At 48.6% G+C, this 15594-nt stretch carries 17 protein-coding genes; 7 read left to right on the forward strand and 10 right to left on the reverse strand.

Features of this window, described 5'->3' with window-relative positions; all coding sequences use genetic code 11:
- Position 1 precedes the first annotated feature (1 nt).
- A complete protein-coding gene (locus HRE53_RS12160) occupies positions 2 to 1867 on the reverse strand; it encodes a bifunctional serine/threonine-protein kinase/formylglycine-generating enzyme family protein (protein WP_255801407.1) in 1866 nt (621 codons plus the stop codon).
- 218 nt (positions 1868 to 2085) lie between these two features.
- On the opposite strand from HRE53_RS12160, the gene HRE53_RS12165 reads away from it, so the two are divergent.
- The 3 genes from HRE53_RS12165 (at position 2086) to HRE53_RS12175 (ending at position 4771) form a co-directional block, all read left to right on the forward strand.
- Positions 2086 to 2997, forward strand: coding sequence for a carbohydrate ABC transporter permease (locus tag HRE53_RS12165; protein ID WP_235110737.1), 912 nt, complete (start codon positions 2086 to 2088; stop codon positions 2995 to 2997).
- Positions 2998 to 3000: 3 nt separating this feature from the next.
- Complete coding sequence (locus tag HRE53_RS12170) at positions 3001 to 3858, forward strand: carbohydrate ABC transporter permease (RefSeq protein WP_212663664.1); 858 nt, start codon at positions 3001 to 3003, stop codon at positions 3856 to 3858.
- Between the two features lie 166 nt (positions 3859 to 4024).
- On the forward strand, positions 4025 to 4771 hold the full coding sequence (locus HRE53_RS12175) for a superoxide dismutase (protein WP_235110738.1): 747 nt from the start codon (positions 4025 to 4027) through the stop codon (positions 4769 to 4771).
- Here the strand turns inward: HRE53_RS12175 and HRE53_RS12180 are convergent.
- Positions 4768 to 5172: a nuclear transport factor 2 family protein gene (locus tag HRE53_RS12180; protein ID WP_235110739.1), complete on the reverse strand. Its 405-nt coding sequence runs from the start codon at positions 5170 to 5172 to the stop codon at positions 4768 to 4770. The genes HRE53_RS12175 and HRE53_RS12180 overlap by 4 nt on opposite strands.
- 134 nt (positions 5173 to 5306) lie before the next feature.
- Between HRE53_RS12180 and HRE53_RS12185 the strand changes: the two genes are divergently transcribed.
- On the forward strand, positions 5307 to 7040 hold the full coding sequence (locus HRE53_RS12185; protein ID WP_235110740.1) for a GMC family oxidoreductase N-terminal domain-containing protein: 1734 nt from the start codon (positions 5307 to 5309) through the stop codon (positions 7038 to 7040).
- Between the two features lie 5 nt (positions 7041 to 7045).
- On the opposite strand, the gene HRE53_RS12190 is transcribed toward HRE53_RS12185, so the two are convergent.
- The 6 genes from HRE53_RS12190 to HRE53_RS12215 form a co-directional block, all read right to left on the reverse strand.
- Positions 7046 to 7501, reverse strand: coding sequence for a glyoxalase/bleomycin resistance/extradiol dioxygenase family protein (locus HRE53_RS12190; RefSeq protein WP_235110741.1), 456 nt, complete (start codon positions 7499 to 7501; stop codon positions 7046 to 7048).
- A gap of 355 nt (positions 7502 to 7856) precedes the next feature.
- Positions 7857 to 8519: a DUF4340 domain-containing protein gene (locus tag HRE53_RS12195; protein ID WP_212663668.1), complete on the reverse strand. Its 663-nt coding sequence runs from the start codon at positions 8517 to 8519 to the stop codon at positions 7857 to 7859.
- 42 nt (positions 8520 to 8561) lie between these two features.
- Positions 8562 to 9104: a hypothetical protein gene (locus HRE53_RS12200; protein WP_235110743.1), complete on the reverse strand. Its 543-nt coding sequence runs from the start codon at positions 9102 to 9104 to the stop codon at positions 8562 to 8564.
- Positions 9094 to 10338: a Gldg family protein gene (locus HRE53_RS12205; protein WP_235110745.1), complete on the reverse strand. Its 1245-nt coding sequence runs from the start codon at positions 10336 to 10338 to the stop codon at positions 9094 to 9096. The genes HRE53_RS12200 and HRE53_RS12205 overlap by 11 nt, the downstream gene beginning before the upstream one ends.
- Positions 10339 to 10391: 53 nt before the next feature.
- Entirely contained in the window at positions 10392 to 11162 is a 771-nt protein-coding gene (locus tag HRE53_RS12210; RefSeq protein ID WP_212663670.1) for an ABC transporter permease, read from the reverse strand.
- Positions 11159 to 12226: an ABC transporter ATP-binding protein gene (locus HRE53_RS12215; protein ID WP_235110746.1), complete on the reverse strand. Its 1068-nt coding sequence runs from the start codon at positions 12224 to 12226 to the stop codon at positions 11159 to 11161. Before HRE53_RS12215 ends, HRE53_RS12210 begins: the two co-directional genes overlap by 4 nt.
- Before the next feature lie 118 nt (positions 12227 to 12344).
- On the opposite strand from HRE53_RS12215, the gene HRE53_RS12220 reads away from it, so the two are divergent.
- The gene (locus tag HRE53_RS12220) at positions 12345 to 13175 is read left to right on the forward strand and encodes a PD-(D/E)XK nuclease family protein (protein ID WP_235110747.1); all 831 of its coding nucleotides are present in this window, start codon (positions 12345 to 12347) and stop codon (positions 13173 to 13175) included.
- Positions 13176 to 13211: 36 nt separating this feature from the next.
- Here HRE53_RS12220 and HRE53_RS12225 read toward each other — a convergent pair whose 3' ends face one another.
- A complete protein-coding gene (locus HRE53_RS12225) occupies positions 13212 to 13820 on the reverse strand; it encodes a rhomboid family intramembrane serine protease (protein ID WP_235110748.1) in 609 nt (202 codons plus the stop codon).
- Positions 13821 to 13903: 83 nt separating this feature from the next.
- On the opposite strand from HRE53_RS12225, the gene HRE53_RS12230 reads away from it, so the two are divergent.
- Positions 13904 to 14383 (forward strand): hypothetical protein, encoded by a 480-nt coding sequence (locus HRE53_RS12230; protein ID WP_235110749.1) that lies wholly within the window; start codon positions 13904 to 13906, stop codon positions 14381 to 14383.
- Positions 14384 to 14542: 159 nt separating this feature from the next.
- Here HRE53_RS12230 and HRE53_RS12235 read toward each other — a convergent pair whose 3' ends face one another.
- Complete coding sequence (locus tag HRE53_RS12235; protein WP_212663675.1) at positions 14543 to 14923, reverse strand: hypothetical protein; 381 nt, start codon at positions 14921 to 14923, stop codon at positions 14543 to 14545.
- A 407-nt stretch (positions 14924 to 15330) separates the two neighbouring features.
- Here HRE53_RS12235 and HRE53_RS12240 point away from each other — a divergent pair, with 407 nt between their 5' ends.
- The gene (locus tag HRE53_RS12240; RefSeq protein WP_212663676.1) at positions 15331 to 15558 is read left to right on the forward strand and encodes a hypothetical protein; all 228 of its coding nucleotides are present in this window, start codon (positions 15331 to 15333) and stop codon (positions 15556 to 15558) included.
- Positions 15559 to 15594 lie beyond the last annotated feature (36 nt).

Genomic DNA, 15594 nt, shown 5'->3' on the forward strand with positions numbered 1-15594 from the left:
ACTACAGGGTCAAGGCAACGCGAAACCCAATATCATTGACGCGATTGTTGGGAGTATAGCGGCTGCGATTGGCGGCGCGACAATACCGGGGTTTGTTATACCAAGATCCGCCCCGGAGAACCCTTGGATCGTTTTCTTTAGTGGTTATCCAGGGGCTGCCGTCGATAGGGGCCCCATCATAGTTTTTATGCCAGCAGTCTAAGCACCATTCATAGACATTGCCATGCATGTCATACAACCCAAAGTTATTGGGAGAGAACCGTCCTACAGGCGTTGTCGATTCTCGATAGACGCCTTTGGGGCCCTGGCCATACACAAATTGCCCCTGATAGTTGGCCTGCTGAGAAGAGAGAGTAGGGCCATAGGAAAACGGGGTCGCTGTACCTGCCCGACAGGCATATTCCCATTCAGCTTCGCTGGGTAATCGATACTCACGACCGGCTTTTTGAGACAGGCGAGCACAAAACTCGATGGCTTCTCGCCAGGAGATTTGCTCGACGGGGTAGGTGGCTCCCTTAAATTTGGAGGGGTCGTAATGGATATCTTGGGACACTTTCGGTAAAGCTGCAATCGCCCGCCACTGCAGTTGGGTAATTACAAACTTACCCATAAAAAACGGGGCAATCTTGACGGAATGGTACGGCCCTTCATGGGTATCCCGCTTCAGTTCATGGTTCGGGGAGCCCATCATAAACTGTCCCCCTGGAAGTGCCACCATTTCCAGCTTGACGCCATTACCCAGAGTTTCTTGAAAAAACTCTGCATCTCGCTGCCGACGTTGGGCGACTTCGCCCTTAGTGTTAACGGTCACCACTTCAAACTGAAACGTTTTCAGCAATGGATGCTCTGCTGAGAGGATCGTTTGGGGGGGAATTGGGACTGGCTTGTTATGGGGCTGGCTAGTCACCAGCTTAGTGGGAGCGACGGACAGCTGGGAGAAAGTCTTAGTGGGGGCTGACGATGGCACTTGGATCACATGTTGCGCTTGCAGGTCCGCGAGGACAGCGGCGGCAGAACCGTAGCGCTGGCGCAAATCATTTTGCAAAAGTTTATCCAAAATCGTCCGAAATCGCGAACTCAGAGGAATCTGCACATACTGCTGCCACTGACTGATCCAGCTATAGCCGTACTGCAAGAAAAAGGTATAGGGAACCTTATTGGTCATCAACTGAAAGCAAGACACCCCCAGACTAAACAGATCGCTGGCGGGGATGGACTTCCCTTCCTGCATTTGTTCTAAGGCTGCATAACCTTGGGAACCCAAAGTCGTGCCCGTTTTCATCAGCATCGACTCTGTAAAGCGTCGAGAAACCCCAAAATCGATTAGGACGAGTTTGCCATCATCATCCCGTCGCATGATGTTTTCGGGCTTCAGATCTCGGTGAATCACCCCCTGAACATGAATATCTCGCAAGACGGGCAAAATATTCAGGAGCAATTCACGAATTTTAGGTTCGCCAAACACGCCAGTGGTTTGGAGTTCTTTGAGCAGCGTATGGCCTTTGACAAATTCCTGAGCCAGGTAGAGATTGACTCCTTCTGTAAAGTAGGCATATAAGGTTGGAATCTGAGGATTTTGGCCTAGTTGCTGCAGTTGTTGGGCTTCTTGAGCAAATAGCTCCTCTGCACGCTGAACGGCCCAGGTACCTTGGGACTGATAAGCCAGCTGCTTGACCACACAGGGCTGATGGTGGTTGTGGGTATCTTCTGCCAAATAGATTTTGCCAAATCCGCCCCGGTCCAAGGGATGAAGGATCTTAAATCGATCGCTTAATAATGAAACTAAGCGCAGACCACACTGCTGACAATGCTTATGCGTGTCAGGGTTTAGCGGCTTTTCACAATCTGGATTGAGGCAGCAGAGCATTATGGGATCAGCAAGGAAGGAGAAAAAGCCTTCTCTAGCCCACTTTAGCCTTGAATCATAAAAATTGAGAGGAGGGTCTTAATGTTTTTTATCTGACGACAAAAACAAATGACGAGGGGGCATCACGGGCGCAGACAATGCTGACTCGTAGTGGGTGGGGCAATGTCTACTATTCTAGAGGGAAGTCTGACCCACTAAACTGATTGCCGAGTATGCCTATGTCCAACCTCAAAACGGTTCGAGATCGGGAGAAACTGACGGGTTGGTTGCTGATTACCCCCGCTTTGCTCCTATTGCTGCTGGTCTTTGCCTATCCAATTGGTCGGGCTTTTTGGTTGAGTTTATTTACCAAAAACCTAGGCACAAACTTACAGCCTGTATTTACGGGCATCGGCAACTATAGCCGCATGATGGGCGACGGACGCTTTTGGCAAAGTATTGGCAATACCACGATCTTTACTGCGATCGCAGTCAGTATCGAACTGATTCTGGGCATGGGGGTTGCCCTGGTCCTCAACCAGAGCTTTCGCGGTCGGGGACTGGCCAGAACCATTGCTATCTTGCCCTGGGCCTTACCCACTGCCCTAATTGGTTTGACCTGGACCTGGATTTTTAACGACCAGTACGGGGTGTTGAACGATATATTGCTGCGGCTACATCTCATCCCAGAGGCCATTAACTGGTTAGGGGATCCAACCCTAGCCCTGTTTGCCACCATCGCCGCCGACATTTGGAAAACCACCTCTTTCGTTGCCATTTTGCTGCTGGCGGGATTACAGTCCATTTCTGAAGATCTGTACGAAGCCCATGCCATTGATGGGGCATCGCCTTGGCAGAGCTTTCGTCAAATCACCCTGCCCCTGTTGATGCCGCAAATCTTGATTGCCGTCTTGTTCCGGTTTGCCCAGTCCTTTGGGGTCTTTGACCTGATTAAGGTAATGACGGAAGGGGGACCCGCTGGGGCTACGGAAATGGTGTCTATTTACATCTATGCCACGGTGATGCGCTACCTCGACTTTGGCTATGGAGCGGCGCTCGTAGTCGTCACCTTTTTAGTCTTGATTGTGGCCGTTGCCATCTCCACCTTTATCCTCTCCAAACTCCGCACCAGTATCTCGGGAGCCCAATAACCCATGACGACCGACTCACCTTCCAAGCCATCCGGCTCTCTCAAAGGGCTACTGTTAACGGGCTCCGTTATTTTGGTGGTCCTGTTTAGTTTGGCCCCAGTGCTGTGGCAGCTCTTGACCTCAATAAAGGTGAATGAGGATATTTCACAAGTTCCCAATATCTATATCCCTCTGCGGTATACCTTGGAGCACTATATAGAACTGCTTAGTCGTCGCCCCTTTGCCAGCTATCTGTTTAACAGCAGTTTAGTTGCGATTACCTCAACCTTTTTATGTTTAGGCATTGGCTCTCCCGCCGCCTATGCCCTAGCCCGCTTGCGATTGCCCGGAGAGCAGATCCTCCTCTCCGCCGTCTTAATTGTCACCCTATTTCCCTACATTCTGCTGTTTCTCGGGCTCTTAGAGATTGTCCAAGTCTTGCACTTGGCGAATAACTATTTAGCCCTGATTATTCCTTACACCGCCATCAATTTACCCTTGACGATTCTGGTGATGCGTAGCTTCTTCCAACAGTTGCCCAGGGACCTAGAAGATGCCGCCAAAGTCGATGGCTACAATACGGTGCAAATGCTCTGGCAAATTGTTCTCCCTACTACATTGCCAGCCCTCGTGACGACTGGCATTCTGACCTTTATTTTTGCCTGGAATGAGTTCATTTTCGCCCTGACCTTTATTACCCGGGAAAGTATGAAAACCATTCCTGTAGCGGCAGCTCAAATTGGCGGATCATCTATCTTTGAGATCCCCTATGGTCCTATTGCTGCCGCCACCGTGTTAGGAACCATTCCCTTAGTACTGCTGGTTCTATTTTTCCAACGCAAGATTATTCAAGGGCTCACAGCCGGAGCCGTCAAAGGGTAATGGACTTAAAAGATTCGCAGCCTCCAATGACGGCAATATTTTTTTCATTTTACATAAGAAAATCTGATCGTAATTTCCGCTGAGATACTGCTAAAAAAAGGAGTAGTCCCCGGCTACCGCTATCTGATTTAATGCAAGAATTGAGGACTTTTTTGGGTGAACGTTTATGCGGTTTCGATTCTCCAATACGCTTCTGGTTATTGCCATGTTTGTCAGCGTGGTGACATGGAATGTCATTCAACCCGCCCAAGCGGTTACAGACATTCCACCTAGCACTCTCATTGCCCAAGCTGATGCCGGTGAAGGATTTACAGTGCCACCGCTCCCCTATAGCTACTTTGCACTGGAAAAGTACATCGACACCAAAACCATGAAAATCCATCATGATAAGCATCATGCTGGGTATGTAAACAATTTGAATGCTGCCATCGCCAAGCACCCCAACTTAGCGGGTAAATCTGTAGAAGATCTATTAAACAATCTCAATGCCGTGCCCGAAGATATTCGCACTGCGGTCCGCAATAATGGTGGTGGCCATGCTAATCACACCCTATTTTGGGCCAGCATGACCCCGAATGCTGAAGGCAAACCAACAGGCCAGCTCGCAGACGCCATTGAAGACAGCTTCGGCAGTTTTGTAGCCTTCCAATCTGAATTCAAAAAAGCGGGCTTAACTCGATTTGGTAGCGGCTGGGCTTGGCTGGTGCTAACAAAAGATGGCAAGTTAGCCGTCACTAGTACTCCCAACCAAGACAGCCCTCTGTTAGAAGGCAATATCCCTCTGCTCGGCAATGATGTCTGGGAACATGCCTACTATCTGAAATATCAAAACCGCCGTGGTGACTATCTAGATGCTTGGTGGAATGTCGTTAATTGGGCAGAAGTAGACGCTCGCTATCAGGCGGCAACCTAAACCGTCTCTGGGCCATCTAGTTCATTGGGGTCCGTCGAAAAATGAATATGTCGAATTTTCCAGTCCTGTTGATCTCGCTCTAGGAAAAAAGTCGATCGCACTCCGGGTTGCGGCTGATTGCTATATCTGACTTTGGCAATGACACAAGCCGCATCCTGGGTTTGAAAAACGTGAATTCCTTCTATCAATAACTCGACAAGAGTACCCGTTGCAAAAAATTGGTGAACCTGCTGGAGGTGATGGTCTAAATCCGTTGAGTCACAACCTGCATGGTTATCGAAATAGGTGATTTTGCCGTCATCAACATACAGATTTCTCAGTGCTACCAGGTTGCGATCGCAAAAGCACTGGTTATACCGCTGTAGGAACTGCTCAAATTCTTCTAAGTTGGCAGGGGTCATAGGTCTAGATTACGGAGATGCGATGGCCGTTGCTTGCTGTCCATAGGACATAGGCCGGTCGGAGACCCTCGCAAATTTCACCCTATTGCACATCCAACAGATGAGCCATTGAATCCACTCATTGGGAGGCGAATATGCCCCAGCTCACTCAGTATGACAGTTCTCAGAACTATGACGTAATTGTAGTGGGTTCAGGGAATGGAGCTTGTGCTTTCCTGAGGCAATATCTCGCTGCTTCAACGACCGAAAAAATTTTGGTGCTGGAGGAGGGAGACAACTTCTTCGAAACCAGCGATATTACCCACCAGCGGAACTGGACTCAATCCTTTGCGGAAGGGAATATCTTTAAGCTGCACAATGCTCACACGCCAGACAATCGACCTATTTTATCGGGCAGAGCCTGCACGATGGGTGGAGGCAGCTCCATCAACTACTCCATGATCTTTGAGTCTTCAGCTTGGTTGGTGCAGCACTTCGGCCATGATCAAGGTTACTGGGATACCCAAAAAGAAAAACTCGCAGTCTCATTTCAGCGCAGTGATCCAAAGCAAAGCCTCACTCCAGTTGCTATCCATGTGCGAACAGCTTTAGAAAGACGAGGGTTTGTCGTCAACGAAAAGACGGAAGGTAATATTCCCGTCTATTCAGATACCCAATCCAACCAAATTCATATTTTTCCCACACAGTTCAACGAATTTGGCCAGAGAATAGCCAGTGGCGTGTCCTTGCTGGATTGGCATACCCATGATCATCTAGATTTCATGTCTCGACATCGGGTGCTCAAACTCCACTTGACTGATGGTGATGGAGAGAAACAACGATGTCATGCAATTACAGTGCTGAATTTAGAAACTAAAGAAGCTATAACCCATGGTGTCGGAGCACAAACGAAGATCATCCTCTGTGCTGGAGCAGCCACACCCCAATTGCTATACGAACATCGGGCCAAGCTCCAGAATATGGAGATTGGCCAGCACGTCAACGATCACATTCTGCTGCCGTTTGGTATTTATTTACTGCATCAATCCTTGCAACCCACCCTGAAAGATCAATATATCTCGCTATTTGCAACGACAAAAATCAACCCTGATACAAAAGGGGAAGCAACGGTTTGTACCTTTGATTTCTTTGCAGGGAAGTTAGAGGTACTGCTGTATTTAATCTCTCATTTATTTTTGGCATTTTGGGTGCCCAATGGCATCAAGCGCTGGATGATTCAGAGTCCAAATGTGTTTAGTTTTCTCAAGTGGTTCAGCCGATTGCTAGTCAGTATCTGGAACGCGGTGGATGATGTGCTGTGGTCCATTCTCAATCCCAAAAATATGGGAAAAAATGAGTGGAAGTTGATTTCTGCAATCGTGAAGTTCAATATTGCGCGGGAAGGATACTACACGCCTTCTGCTAGCCCACTGTTGTCTACACAGACAAACCATTCATCCTATGACATCATTCTTCGATGTTTTGAACAGAGCACTCCAGAGAAGGATCGAGACTTTAAAGTTGCAGAGAAGGCTATTACAGACCAACTCTGTCTGATGGAGAGATTGGGGACACCACCTCACCCGATCTTCCAATTTCTCATTCGGTTATTAACTCGTATGCCTTACAACAAAGACCAAGTGGAGCAATATATTCGCCATTACAGTCGTAATGATCTATTGACAGAGCAGCATTTGTCAGGAGGCTGTATTTTCGGCAAGGCAATTGATATGGGACTAGAATCTCCCCAAGATACAGGTAAAGTCCTGGGGAGTCAGAATATCTATGTGGCCGATCTGTCTGCGGCCCCCCTCCCGAGGGTCAGTCCACAAATGACGGCCTATTTGATTGGGCATCATGTGGCTACACAGCTTTGCCGAGAACTTTAGGCGATTCAAGCTGCTTTAGCCATCATTTGATTGAAGATTGCGATCGCATCCTGGGGCGGAACTTCTTTCACTTGAGTGGCAAGGGTCCAAGCATAGCCAAAGGGGTCTGCGACAGTTGCCGTGCGATCCCCCCAGAACATATCTTCTGGCTCACTAACACTCGTCAGTCCAGCATCTATCGCCTGCTGATAGCTAGCATCTACATCGGGTAAGTAGAGGTAAAAGGCTACGGGTGACTGAGGATCAGGGGCTTGTCGGGGCGAGCCTTCAAATTCATCACTCATAAACAAATGGGAATCTCCAATGGTTGCGGATACATGCATCACTGTGCCATCCGGCGTTTCCAGCAAAGCATCCACTGCTAATCCAAAGGCCTGTTTATACAATTCAATGGCTGCTTTGGTATCGCGATACGTAGCGTTAGGCGTCATCGTATGAAAACCAGCAGGCTTGTAATCCATGAGACATTTCTCCAGCACAAAGGTGAATATTTTATAGTACAAATGTACTTTTATAATATCAGGTCTTTTGCTCAGTGCATGTCATCTGAACAACAATCAAAAGGCCATTGGACGGCCAATATTGCTGCGTGCCTTGCAACACTAATCAGGCAAGATGATCAAGGTACAGTCTTTTGGAGCAGTTAGCTGCATTCATATGCCGACCGACAACCCTCTTTTGGTGGTCCAGAAATGACAGCCACTGCCTCCAAGCAAAAATGACCACACACCTCAAATCAGCCCAAATTATCTGCAGTAGCACACTGTTTAAGTTTGATGGTCTTAGTGCTGCTCCATAGATCTTTAGCCACAGATCTTACTGAGGCACTTGTGGGGGTGATAGAGGAATCGAGGGTCCAGGATCAATAGAAGGTGGAGGAGGCGAAGCTGGAGCTGTAGGTTGCTTAGGTTTAGTTTGGGCCTGCCATTCCGTTAATGGTCGATCGATCGCACCCACAAAAGCAGTCGGGACAAGAATAACTTGTAAATTCTTACCCGAGTCTACTTCAGGATCTACCTGAGCATAAATAAAACTTTCCGTTGGATCTTGACCACCCAAAACTAGAGTGTGAGTTTGCTCATTTTTGAGAACGACCTTGACATTACCTGGAGATTTCTCAAAACCAAATTCTTTCTGGCGCGTAGGTTCTACAGATAAGGTTCTAGGACTCTTGGCCGTGGCCAGGAGGTTGAGCAAAAAGGCAATCGCTGCTTCATCAGCCGGCTTATCTTGGGGCTTCTTCATTCGCCACGTATGGGGGAAACTCTGTTTCGACCGCTCAAACACCAGCGTTAGTTTAGGCGTCTTGACCGTTAAAGCGGCAACCTGATCTTCATTGAACTGAAATAGTTTGAGGACCTGCTCTTGCTGCTCTGTAATTTCTTCTGGGGTATCTTGAGAGCTGATCCACAGAAATACACCCGCTCCGCCGACAATAGCAGTACTGAGCAAAATCATCGTTGTAGATTTAAGCTTCATCCCTTTATTCACAGTCAAAATTGGTTCGTTTTCCTCTTTTTCTTATCTTCGTTGCCACCATAGAGCTGCCGCTGTCGCCAAGGCAGTCAATGGCAATAGCACAATCCCAAACACACTCAGCAACATCCTCATTTGGTCAGAAATGTCTAGGGTTCTTTGAATCACGCGCTTAGGACGAATAGACAATGTCGGATCATCGCCATCCATAATCAGCCAGGACACCGCATTCACGAAAATATCGCGATTCACAGTCTGCTCAAAGTAGGGGTCATCTTTGGCAAAATCAGAGTCTCCGATAATCACAACCCGAGCAGCCTCACCTTGAATTTCAGGTTGAAGAGATTCACCCGTTGGGGGGGGTACCGATTCCGTCGATAGGGGAGGGGTCGGTGCTAAGGACGGACTAGGAACAGATTCAGAATTAGGCACAGTTGGAGAAGCGCTAGGAACAGCCTCACCAGTAGGAGATGCTGTCGGGCTAGGGGAAGAGTTCGGACTAGACGGAGAAAGGGCGGGTTTTGGTGGAGGCGAAGGCTTTGCTTTGGGAGCGGGTGGAGGGGCAGAAATAGACCGTTTAATCGCCACCCCCAATGGTTAATGGACCTTTGCGATCGCGTCCTTGATCCAGCTGAATTTGCTGGCCCGTCAGATCCGTTTCCGCCCATGACGCTTCACTCGTTTGCAAGAGTGGCGTCACTTGTTGACCGGGCTGTTCTTGTACATCCACCGCTTGGGCAAAGGGAAAGAAGGACAGCTTTTGGCTAAAGCTCTCGGTAATGGGATGCTCACCATAGGTCAAGGCAGCGGGCCAAGCCAAGCGGGCATGTTTTGGATCCACAATCAGCCGACCATCCAATTTGGCACTCATGGCTTCCAGAATGGGCTTTAAGCCTACATCCACCTCAGGATCCAGCATCAAGAATAAATTGCCGCCCTTTTTGAGGAAATCACGAATTAAGGTCACTTCAGCTTCTAGCAACGGTAACTTTGGCCCAGCAATCACCAACACATCCGCATCATCTGGAATCTGTTGCTGTAGAGATAGATTCAAGGGTTCAACGGTAATTCCTTCCATTTTCAGCTGATTAACCGCCCCCGCCAAACTCTCTGTAAACCCCGATAAGGGTACTTCATTATGGCCTTGAATCATGTAAGCCGTGGCTTTTCGCTCATTCGTCAATAGTGCGATCGCAGGGGTTAACGTTACTTCTGATAACCCCGAAGACAGCAGCTTCATGCGCTGGTCATATACCAAGCTAATATCACCCAAATTACGAATGTTATGCTTGCGGGCTAAGCCGGGTTCCGCCTGGGGATCGATAAAGCGGAATTTGAATTTATTGGGCTGCTGTCGTTGGTATTCCTTCAGCAATAACTGATTCTGCAACACAATCTGACTTTGAGAATCCGAAGCAGACGGATCATTGCCAATAAAAACCAACACTTCCACGGGGTTGGGGAGGGCCGACAACACATTCAGAGTTTGGGGAGCGAGGGAGTAGGTTTTCTGTTCCGTGAAATCTGCCCGATAGGGGTACCGCACGACAATAAAGTTCACCAAACCCAAAATCACCAGCACCGCTAGGGTTGCCACTAAGGCATTGGTACCAGATTGGGTCGATCGCCACTGCCACCATGGGTTGGAGGGCGATAGTCTTTGCCACCGCCACACCAAAGAGATACCCAACAGCACCACCCCACTCAGCATCACGCCCAGGGGTAGCGAAAACCACTGACCAGATACAAACCCAGCCGAGAAGCCAGCAACCATTAAGGCCACACTAAACCAGCTCAGGAAATTGATGACTTTAGAACCCACCCTTGTCACGTCTGCCCTTCCATTCTCAAACTTCAACTCCCATTAGCCGCGATCTAGCGTCGCTGGAAACGTAATAAATCAATTGACTGGGCCGTGAGAAATAAGCCCAAGACAATGTAACTGACAAACAGAATCACACTGCTCATATCCAAAACCCCTTGGGTTAAGGTGACGTAGTGTTTCACCAAAGACAACTGATCAAAAATAGCCACCCAAGGTTCTCCCCAGCGCTCTCCCAGCAAAAACAGCAGCGATAAGATCAAAATCAGGGCATAGGTGAGGATAATGGCCAAAATAGAGCTATCAGCCAGGGACGAAATAAACAGTCCCAGGGACAAAATGGCCGCCGCCAACAAAAAGAGTCCCAGATGGCCCACAACAAAAACTCCTGCGGTAATGGGCGGATCAGCATGGCTCAAAAACAAAATCTCCAGCACCCCCACCGGCAGCATCAAGGTCACAAATAGGGTCCACACGGCTAGGAGTTTTCCCAACGCCACAGCCCAATTCGTAATAGGAGAGGTAGCCAACAGCTCTAACGTCCGATGACGACGTTCTTCGGCATAGAGGCCCATGGATAAACTGGGCATCAGGAACATCACCAACCACCACATGCCGGACAAAAAGGATTTAAGGCTTTCTTGGGGCACATCCACCACCTGGCCAGCTGTTTTTTGGGCGGTCCATAGCTGGACTTCACTCACAAATAAACTACAGGCCAACAGCCAAAAGACTCCAGCAATCACATAGGCCAAGGAGGATTTAAAGTACCCCTGCAGTTCCTTGCGAAAGATAGCCATGACATTGTTAAAAATCAAAATCATGGCTTGTCCTCAGCATTAGATGGATCGGTCTCTTGATCAGATGAATCAGGGCTATTCTCACTAACATCAGCCTCAGGCAGAGGCGGTTCAGACACATCTACCTCAGTTTCAACAGAAGTATCTAATTCTTCCTGTGTCGTGAGCTCTAAATAAATTTCTTCCAAACTAGTTCCTAACCGTCGCATCTCATACATGGCCACCCCGGCATGCACTAGGTTATGGGTCAGTTGCTGTCCCACTTGGGGATCCGGGTTACAGGTAACTCGGACTTTACGACGTTCTGAGGACTGAACTGGCGGTAACCATCGCCAAGTCAGTGCCCCCTCTAAGGACTGTAAACAGTGCTCAACACTATCTATGGTCCCCTGTACATCCAATTCGTAGATTAACTGGTCTGTTTGTTGAGCCTTCAGATCAGCCAGGGTACTCGTCGCCACTACTTTACCGTTGTTGATGATTGCCACTCGCTGGCAGGTCATATTGACTTCTGGCAAAATATGGGTCGATAAAATGACGGTTTTATCGGCGGCCAAGGATTTAATCAAATTACGCACGTCAATAATTTGGCGAGGATCCAGACCAATGGTAGGCTCATCCAAAATAATGGCTGGAGGATTATGGACAATCGCTTGGGCAATCCCCACCCGCTGACGAAAGCCCTTGGAGAGTTTATGAATGAGGGTCTTTTGTACTTCTTGCAGATTGCACTGTTCAATGGCCCACTGCACCCGCTGGGGGCGATCGCCTGCAGATAGTCCTTTCAGACGTCCCACAAAATGTAGATAGCCCTCCACTGTCATATTGGGATAGAGGGGTGGCACTTCTGGCAAGTAGCCAATCCGCTGGCGGACGGCCATGGGATGCTCATGAACTTCAAACCCCGCAACAGAAGCTGTGCCTTTGGTTGCGGGTAAATAACCTGCCAGAATACGCATGGTGGTGGTTTTCCCTGCACCATTGGGTCCCAGTAGCCCTAGAATCTCTCCAGGCTGGGCGACGAAGCTGACATCTTGCAGGGCTGTTGTTGAGCCGTACACTTTACTGAGGTGTTCAACCTCAATCATGGCGTTTTTGCACTGAGTTACGATAATCGAAATTCCCCCACCAAACTAGCTTATCGCCCGTTTGCATTCCCTGACACTCCTCAGTGTGACCCAGGCAATATTCTTTCGTTCCCAGATTATGCAAAATACCCATCAGCCCATCTGGCAACTTTCTCAAGGTCATCTCAATCTGTTGGAATCTTGTCCCCGTAAGTTTCAGCATCGCTATCTGGATCGGCTTGACACGTCCGTGGGCATCGATGCCCATCCCCACCAACAGCTCGGCTCCCAATTTCACCAACTGATGCAACAGCAGTCCTTGGGGCTCCCCATTGAACCCTTGCTAGCCACAGATGATCGCTTGCAGGCTTGGTTCGAGGCTTTTCTACAGCATCCACCCCAGATGATCGAGGGAGCACAAGACAGTGAGCATCAGCGCTTCTACTGGCTAGATGGGTTTGTGCTGGTAGCTATTTACGATTTACTGATCCAAAATCCTAATCAGGCTCAAATCGTAGATTGGAAAACCTACGCCCTCCCCAAACAGGCCGATCGCCTGCGCAACCATTGGCAAACCCAGCTTTATCTTTATGTATTGGCAGAAACCAGTGAATATCAGCCTGACCAACTTTCTATGACCTACTGGTTTGCTGAAGCCTCGGCGCAATCCGATGGCAAAACCAATTTTCTAACCTTCCCCTACTCAGAAGCCCAGCATCAAAAAACCCAGCAATCTTTGACTGATCTACTGGCTAAGTTACGGCAGGAATTGACGGATTACGAAACGGGTGAGGCGATGCCACAAGTCGCTTTAAACGATGGCAAATGCGTTTCCCCTAAGCACCAATGCGAGTTTGCAGAGCGATGCCAAAGACGACTGGCAGAAGAGGCAGCTATTGCGTTGCAGGAGTCATTAGCGGATATTGAGGCGATGCCAGAGCTTCCTGTCGCGGATACTCTATCGGATTAAAGTCTTGCCAGTTGTGGATGGCGGGTTTACTCCGGCCTAAACCCATGCAAGGACATTCATTGGCAACCAGTTCTGAATTTGGGGCAGGTAATAGGCACAGAGGCCACCGGTAAGGACACCAAATAAATGGCCCTGCCAAGAGACACCTCGTTGTAATGGCAACACACCCCAGAGGGTGCTGCCGTACAGTAAGCCAACTAGGATTGTGGTTGCGATCGCAACCAAGCTTTGCTCCACATAACCATTCATCAGCAAGAACCCCAGATAGCCAAACACCAATCCACTCGCCCCAATGTGATTCGATTTAGCCCCCGCAAACAGCCAGACGCCTAGCCCTCCGATTAGCCACACTGCAGCGGTGACTATCACAAACACTTGGGTCGAGCGCACCAAGATCAGCCAGCCCAGCACCACGAGGGGCACGGTATTCATTGACAGATGACGAAGATTGCCATGGAGCAGCGGGGCCAGCAAAATTCCTCGCAAGCCCAGCCATCGGCGAGGCAAAATGCCAAATCGATTCAGCCAGCCTTTAAATATCAAAGTATCTGCAATCTCTAGAACCCAGAGCACGCTTATAAAACCGCCCAAAATGCGAACATGTAGTGCCCATTCTGGATAAGTCACGAAGGCATCAAAGTGCATAAACGTTTCAACCCAACCCTATTGATTCAGTGAGGGGGTTCAACAGACCCTCCAACAACCTAGCAATCCTTAGGAGAAACATCATGAAAAAGCAACTTCTACTAGCCTTAGCCCTTAGCGGTACTGTGACCGGAGCCATCACCACCCTGCAAGCACCCGCCAAAGCCCAATCCCTCAATTGTGCTCAAGTTCAGAATCTAGGCACTCGCTACAACGATCAGTTACTGAATGCCGTCAATGGCAAAGTGGCCGGTAAAACCCATCGCATTAATAGACGCAAAAAGCTGCGGATTAATCGAGTAGATGCTGTGCAGTTTAATGGCTGTCGCATGAAAGTCAGAGCCAATGTCACCCTCAAACGCAAGATTCGCCGGGATGCCCATGGCACCGTTAAAATGCAGGCGAAAGTGACTTCTTTAGACTTGGCCCAACGGAAAATCTGTTATGACAGTGCCCGCGTGACTGATGTGAACCTCAGCCGCACCTTGGGGATTGGGGAACGAGTTTACAAGTGGGTTGCCAATATCGTCCTCCCCAACCGTGGCTGTTACACCCTCCGTTAAGGAGAACACTATGCCGCAGAATAACTTCTCAAGAGTTAGCTCATTATCGAACAGGGCTAACTCTTGAAAGAAGGGGGTGACCAACGGTAACAGAGTATCTTTGACTCACTCAACTCTTCAGGCAGCACTTCTCTATAAATTAGAGTCAGATTTCAGTCGCTAGGGTAAAAGAAACTCAGGAATCTCCAAAACATGCCAATAGACCAGGCCAACAATGACGATGGTATAGAGGGTTGAACTGCCCAGTCCTATCCAGAGTTCTCGTTGCCAGGATCGGGGTTGTTCAGCCATCACCATATCCAAAGCGCCGGATTGCATCATCAATATCCCCAAAACATTAGAGAGCCAATATCCTGCAATGGTTGCTGGCAAAAAGGCGTCAGGATAAGCCCAGCCCACGGCATAACCCAAGACATACGCAATGGGCAAATTGAAAAATAGATCGTTCCACCAAGACAGAGGCGAGAGCATATAGCCCACACCAATCAGCAGAGTATTTTTGACCGTCTTACCGTTGAACAGTTGGGTGAGAAAAGGCATAAAACAGATGAAACGCCGCTCAAATACGATATCAAATCAACTCAGACTGAGCTGAAACTTCACAGCCTGCCCCGTAGATGGGCTCACCCTAGATCCTGAGTTATGTGCGGAAGTCTCTTCAGTCCGCTCTAGACCTATAAAATCTTCTCTAGCAGTGAAAGCTAAATAATATGCAAAATCTGCGTCGTATCGATGCCAAAATCGGATATTAATGAGCAGAATGTTCACATAGAACAGCTACAGTAAGGCTCGGCATGGGATTTTAACCCCTGCAATAGGTATCGCACAGCACTTTCGGTTCAAAACTCCTGCCCAACGTCATATCTATTGCTCATGACTCTGACGCAATTTTTCTTACCGCACTAGAGCGTCGAGTTCATTCCATCTAGAGGATTCTAGGACAACTCATGAGCTATATCCATGTTCTACTAGAGTATTTAATCGGCCAGTTCCCCTGCTTGCAAGGGTGTCGATTAGTATACGATCCTGGCTCCAAAACACTCTACGTAGACTGTCAGCATCTCAACATTCACGAATTTATGGTGAAGGAAATAGAAACGATTTCCCTACTCGATATTGGGGTTGCCCATTTCATCATCACCGTCCCTAACGCAACCGATATTGTTCGAGACTAAAATTTCAACGTCTTTGCCAAAGCGTTTCAATCCAGC

The organism is Acaryochloris sp. 'Moss Beach' (genome assembly GCF_021497025.1).
Lineage (GTDB): Bacteria > Cyanobacteriota > Cyanobacteriia > Thermosynechococcales > Thermosynechococcaceae > Acaryochloris > Acaryochloris marina_A.